The 5,360-nt window shown below is 68.6% G+C and carries 7 protein-coding genes and 1 tRNA gene; 5 read left to right on the forward strand and 3 right to left on the reverse strand.

What is annotated here, in order from left to right; translation table 11 throughout:
• On the reverse strand, positions 1 to 1,362 hold a 1,362-nt coding region (gene pcnB, locus AACZ35_RS11920; protein ID WP_339829560.1), incomplete at its 3' end, for a polynucleotide adenylyltransferase PcnB.
• 115 nt (positions 1,363 to 1,477) lie between these two features.
• Here pcnB and AACZ35_RS11925 point away from each other — a divergent pair.
• Positions 1,478 to 1,553 (forward strand) — tRNA-Glu (locus tag AACZ35_RS11925).
• Between the two features lie 93 nt (positions 1,554 to 1,646).
• The gene (gene fdxA, locus AACZ35_RS11930; protein WP_339829562.1) at positions 1,647 to 1,970 is read left to right on the forward strand and encodes a ferredoxin FdxA; all 324 of its coding nucleotides are present in this window, start codon (positions 1,647 to 1,649) and stop codon (positions 1,968 to 1,970) included.
• Between the two features lies 1 nt (position 1,971).
• On the opposite strand, the gene AACZ35_RS11935 is transcribed toward fdxA, so the two are convergent.
• Entirely contained in the window at positions 1,972 to 2,517 is a 546-nt protein-coding gene (locus tag AACZ35_RS11935) for a hypothetical protein (RefSeq protein ID WP_339829564.1), read from the reverse strand.
• Positions 2,518 to 2,575: 58 nt separating this feature from the next.
• Complete coding sequence (gene dapA, locus AACZ35_RS11940; protein WP_339829566.1) at positions 2,576 to 3,466, reverse strand: 4-hydroxy-tetrahydrodipicolinate synthase; 891 nt, start codon at positions 3,464 to 3,466, stop codon at positions 2,576 to 2,578.
• Between the two features lie 115 nt (positions 3,467 to 3,581).
• Between dapA and AACZ35_RS11945 the strand changes: the two genes are divergently transcribed.
• The 3 genes from AACZ35_RS11945 to AACZ35_RS11955 all read left to right on the forward strand — a co-directional run.
• Entirely contained in the window at positions 3,582 to 4,142 is a 561-nt protein-coding gene (locus AACZ35_RS11945) for a glycine cleavage system protein R (protein WP_229668443.1), read from the forward strand.
• Positions 4,143 to 4,149: 7 nt separating this feature from the next.
• Complete coding sequence (locus AACZ35_RS11950; protein ID WP_339829570.1) at positions 4,150 to 4,632, forward strand: peroxiredoxin; 483 nt, start codon at positions 4,150 to 4,152, stop codon at positions 4,630 to 4,632.
• Positions 4,633 to 4,724: 92 nt separating this feature from the next.
• The coding region (locus tag AACZ35_RS11955) for a PIN domain-containing protein (RefSeq protein ID WP_339829572.1) at positions 4,725 to 5,360 on the forward strand (636 nt) is incomplete at its 3' end.

A 5,360-nucleotide genomic window follows, 5' to 3' on the forward strand; every position in this document is an offset into this window, starting at 1 on the left:
GGGCTTGCGCCGGCGGCGGCGCGGCCGGCGACGCGGGCCGCGGTCGTCGTCGTCCCCGGCATCGCCGGGCTCGCCGTCCACCTCGTCGTGGGCGCCGCGCGGCAGCGTCTTGGGCGAGAGGCGGCTGGCCAGTTGTTCCGGCGCCTGGGCCTGGGCCTCGCGCCAGAACGCCAGGTCCTCGGCGACGTCGGGCGTGGCGCTGGCGCGAAGCTCGAGGAAGTCGTAGGCGGCGCGGAAACGCGGATGCGCCAGCAGGCGGAACACACGCTTGCGCACGCGCTGGGTGAAGCGGGTCTGCAGCAGCCAGATTTCCTGCATCGGCAGCGAAAAACGGCGCGGCAGCGCAATGCGCTGGGCCTGGTGCAGGGTGACGCGGTCGGCGGCACGCTGCTGGGCAACGGTGCTGTCCACGCCCTGGGCCTGCAGCAGCGCCAGTTCACGGCAGTAGGCCGGCCACAGCAGCGCGGCGAACAGGAAGGCCGGCGTGACCGGCTTGTCCTGGGCGATGCGCGCGTCGGTGTTGCGCAGGGCCTGGAGCACCATCGCGCGCAGCGCGCCGCTGCGGTTGGTGGCCAGGGCCTTGGCGGTTTCCGGGAACAGCGCCGGCATCAGGCCAAGTTCTTCGAGCGTGAGGAAACTCTTTTCGGCGTGGCCGGCCAGGAACATCTTCAGGCATTCGTCGAACAGCCGCGCCGGCGGCGCCGACGACAGCAGGCCGGCCAGTTCGGGAATCGGTTCGGCGGCTTCCGGCGCGATGCTGAAACCCAGCTTCGCCGACAGGCGCGCCGCGCGCAGCATGCGCACCGGGTCTTCGCGGTAGCGTTCGACCGGGTCGCCGATCAGGCGCAGCACGCGGTCGCGCACGTCGGCATAACCGCCGACGTAGTCGCGCACGGAAAAATCCTCGACCGTGTAATACAGCGCATTGGCGGTGAAGTCGCGGCGCACGGCATCGTCTTCGATCGTGCCGTAGACGTTGTCGCGCAGCAGGCGGCCACCGTCGTCGGTTTCGCGGTCGTCGGTGTCGTTGGAGCTGTTGGCCCGGAAGGTGGCGACCTCGATGATCTCGCGGCCGTAGACCACGTGCGCCAGCCGGAAGCGGCGGCCGATCAGGCGGCAGTTGCGGAACAGCTGCTTGACCTGTTCGGGCGTGGCGTCGGTGGCCACGTCGAAGTCCTTGGGGTGGCCACCGGCCAGCAGGTCGCGCACCGCGCCACCGACCAGGTAACCCTGGAAGCCGCCGTCGCGCAGCCGGTAGAGCACGCGCAGCGCGTTCGGACTGATGTCCTTGCGGGAGATGCCGTGTTCGGCGCGCGGTACGACCTGGGGCGGGTTCAGGCTTGGAATGGCGGTGTCCGTCATGGGCTGGAAGCGGCGCGGGATCCTTGCGCGGCGGGCGGCGCCCGGGGGCCTTCTGGCTTCCCGCGGACGGTCAAGCCCGCTATACTAACGCCCGCTTCATCGCTTCGCCATCCGCGCTCCCTTCGTCTAGTGGCCTAGGACACGGCCCTCTCAAGGCTGGAACAGGGGTTCGAGTCCCCTAGGGAGCGCCACCCATTCCGAAGGCCCGGCCATGCCGGGCCTTCTTCGTTGCGGGCCCCGGGCGCTAGAATGGCGGGCCAGACTCGCCAGAACCGGGAAACTCCATGCCCTTCGTCGTCACCGAGAACTGCATCCGCTGCAAATACACCGACTGCGTCGAGGTCTGCCCGGTGGACTGCTTCCACGAGGGCCCGAACTTCCTGGTCATCGACCCCGAAGAGTGCATCGACTGCACCCTGTGCGAACCCGAGTGCCCGGCCAAGGCCATCTACCCCGAAGACGACGTGCCGTCCGGCCAGGAAGGCTATATCGCGCTCAACGCCGAGCTGTCGAAGGACTGGCCGGTCATCACCACGCGCAAGGATCCGCTGCCCGATGCCGCCGAGTGGGACGGCAAGACGGGCAAGCTCGATGAACTGAAGCGCTGAATCAGCCCAGGCGGGCCTTGAGTACCGCCAGCAGCTCGGTGGCGACGCCGCTGCGCACCGGCTGGCCGTCCGGACCCAGGGCCACGACGCGGGTCTGGCCATCGGCCGCTTCGGCCCGCACCAGCACCGTGACGCCCTTGTAGGTGACTTCGTAGCTGTTGAGCAGCTGCGCGCGGTCGCCGATGCGCGCGCCTTCGATCTTGCCCAGGGCGATGCCGATGCGGCGATAGCTGCTGGCCAGCGAGTCGGCCAGCAGGAAGGACTCGATGCCTTCGACGTAGGCCTGGCCGGACGAGGCCGAGGGCACGCCCTGGCCCACCGCCGCGGTCGGCGCGTTGGGGTTGGCCGCAGGCACGTTGACGGCGCCCGCGGTGGACGGCACGTCCAGGCCCGGCGGCACTTCCAGCGGCTGGTTCTGGCGGCTGGCCTGGTATTCGGCCTCGTTGCCCCACTTGTTGCGGATCCAGCTGCAGCCGCTGGAGGCGAGCACGGCCACGGCCAGGGTGGCGACCATCAGCGGGCGGAAGGAAAGGGTGGCGGCGGTCATGGGGTTCTCCTGGGGAGCGGCGCGGTGGTCCGCGCTCGCGGGGATTCAATCGGCAAGATTACTTCAGTTCGGATTCGATCTGTTCGCACAGCGCCGTCATGGCGTCGGCGGCGGCGGCATGGGCCTGGGAAAGCGGCAGCAGCGGCAGGCGCAGGCCATGGCCGATGCCCTGGCGGGCCAGGATGGCCTTTACCGGGATCGGGTTGGGCTCGACCCCGAGGAAATCGTTCAGGCCGGCCAGGCGCGCATCCAGCGCCCGGGCCTGCTCGGCTTCGCCGGCGCGGGCCAGGCGGCAAAGCCGCGCGAAGGCGCGCGGCACGACGTTCGAAGCCACCGAGATGACGCCGTCGGCGCCGCCCAGCATCGCCCGCACGAAGGTCGGGTCGTCGCCGCTGAGCAGGGCGAAGTCCTTGCCGCCCAGCGGGTACAGGGCCTGCCAGCGCTCCTGGTCGCCGCGCGCTTCCTTCAGGCCGATGATGTTGTCGTGGCTGCACAGCTGCGCGACCACGCCCGGCGACATGTCGCAGCCGGTGCGGCCGGGCACGTTGTAAAGCACCACCGGCAGCCCGCCCTGGTCGGCGACGGCCCGGTAGTGCGCCACCAGGCCTTCGGGCGTGGGCCGCACGTAGGGCGGCGTGACCACCAGCGCGATGTCGGCGCCGCCGTCGCGGGCCAGGCGGGTCTGGGTGATGGTCTTGGCGGTGTTGGAATGGCCGGTGCCGGCCAGCACCGGGATGCGCCCGGCCACCTGCGCGACCGCGGCGCGAAGCAGCGCCATGTACTCGGCGTCGGTCAGCGCGGCGGCCTCGCCGGTGGAGCCGGCGACGACGATGCCGGCGGTGCCGGCCTCAAGCTGGCGGTCGATCAGGCGTGACCAGGCTTCGAAATCGGGTTCGCCAGCGGCCGTGAACGGCGTCGCCAGCGCGGTGATGCTGCCGGAAAGTTGCAAAATGAACGCCTTGCAGGGACTGCCTGCGATCTTACTTGCGGCCTTAAAGCGGCGGCAAGTATGCTGGCCGGGACCTCCAGGCGCGCCCCCTGCCGCGCCCCCTTGGACCTTCGCTTTGACCGACCCTGCCGCACGCCCGACCGCCAACGAGAACCACCTGCTGATAAGCGCGTACACCACGCATCCGCAGTCGCCGCTGTTGTCGGTCAGCCGCCGCATTTCGGACAGCGGCTGCAATCTGGTCGATGCCCGCCTCACCACCGTCGGCCGCGACGTCTCGGTCACGGCGCTGGCGGTGGGTTCCTGGGACGCGGTGGCCAAGCTCGAGGCCATGCTGGGCCGGCTTGAACGCGAGGACGGCTACAAGCTCGTCTGGTACCGCACCGGCCCCAAGGCCCCGCAGTCGAACCTGCTGCCCTACATCGTCGAGGTGGTGGCGGCCGACAAACCCGGCATCCTGTTCCAGCTTGCCGACTTCTTCGACCGCCAGGGCATCACCGTCGAGAACCTGCACAGTTCGCGCTACCGCGCCATGCAGACCGGCGCCGACATGTTTTCGGCCCAGGTCACCATCGGCATCCCGGCGAACATGCACATCGCCGCGCTGCGCGACGATTTCCTCGAGTTCTGCGACCACCTCAACCTCGACGCCATCATGGACCCGATGAAATTCTGAGGAAGCGATGACCGACGCCGGCGACAAGATCCCCGACCTTCCGCTTGCCCTGGGCAGCGGCCAGTCCGCCAAGCTCTCCGATTACCGCGGCAAATGGCTGGTGCTGTACTTCTATCCCAAGGACTCCACCCCGGGTTGCACCACCGAGGGCCAGGACTTCAACACCCTGCTCACGAAGTTCCGCCGCGCCGGCGCCGAAGTGCTGGGCGTCTCGCGCGACTCGGTGAAGTCGCACGCCAATTTCTGCGAGAAACAAGGCTTCCGCTTCGACCTGGTGTCCGACGCCGACGAAGCCCTTTGCCAGGCCTTCGACGTCATCAAGGAAAAGAACATGTACGGCCGCAAGGTGCTGGGCATCGAGCGCAGTACGTTCCTGGTCTCGCCCGAGGGCCGGGTCGCCGAGGCCTGGCGCAAGGTCAAGGTGCCCGGCCACGCCGACGCGGTTTACGAAGCACTCAAGCAGCACCAGCAGGCCGCCAAGGCAAAGTGACCTTCCTCTTGAACATTCCCGTCGCCGACTCGCCCCGCGAGCTTCGGCGGCCTTGTCCTTTCCGGGGCCCACGCCCCTAGCCCGAGAAGCCCATGACCCGATCCAAGCGCATCTACGTCCTGGACACCAACGTGCTGATGCACGACCCCACCGCCCTGTTCAAGTTCGAAGAGCACGATGTCTTCATCCCGATGAAAGGCCACTCGGAAGCCAGCCGCAACGCGCGTCAGGTCAGCCGCTTCCTCAACGAGATCATCGTCGCCCACGGCAGCGACAGCATCGACGAAGGCGTGAAGCTGGTGCGCCCGCAGGGCCTGCAGCTGCGTTCGGCCGAGGCCATCGGCCGCCTGATGTTCCAGCTCAAGCCGGTCGAGGTCGGCAAGCGTTTCGGCACCGTGCTGCCCGACAACCAGATCCTGGGTTCGATCCTGCAGCTGATCGAAGACCACCCCGGCGTGCCGGTGGTGCTGGTGTCCAAGGACATCAACCTGCGCATCAAGGCCTCGATCTGCGGCGTCAAGGCCGAGGACTACGAAAACGACCGCGCGATCGACGACTTCAACCTGCTCTTCACCGGTGCCACGGAGCTGCCGGAAGATTTCTGGGAACGGCACGAAGGCAGCCTGCGCAGCTGGACCGACCGCGGCCGCACCTTCTACGAAGTCGCGCGCAAGGACGACGACGGCTGGTACCCGAACCAGTTCCTGTACATGCCCGGCGACGACGAA

The organism is uncultured Arenimonas sp., assembly GCF_963976025.1.
In the GTDB taxonomy this organism is placed as follows: domain Bacteria; phylum Pseudomonadota; class Gammaproteobacteria; order Xanthomonadales; family Xanthomonadaceae; genus Arenimonas.

Coding starts and splice junctions, on each gene's coding strand:
- AACZ35_RS11935 (WP_339829564.1), bottom strand. CDS start 2,517: ATGACCGCCGCCACCCTTTCCTTCCGCCCGCTGATGGTCGCCACCCTG.
- AACZ35_RS11950 (WP_339829570.1), top strand. CDS start 4,150: ATGACCGACGCCGGCGACAAGATCCCCGACCTTCCGCTTGCCCTGGGC.
- fdxA (WP_339829562.1), top strand. CDS start 1,647: ATGCCCTTCGTCGTCACCGAGAACTGCATCCGCTGCAAATACACCGAC.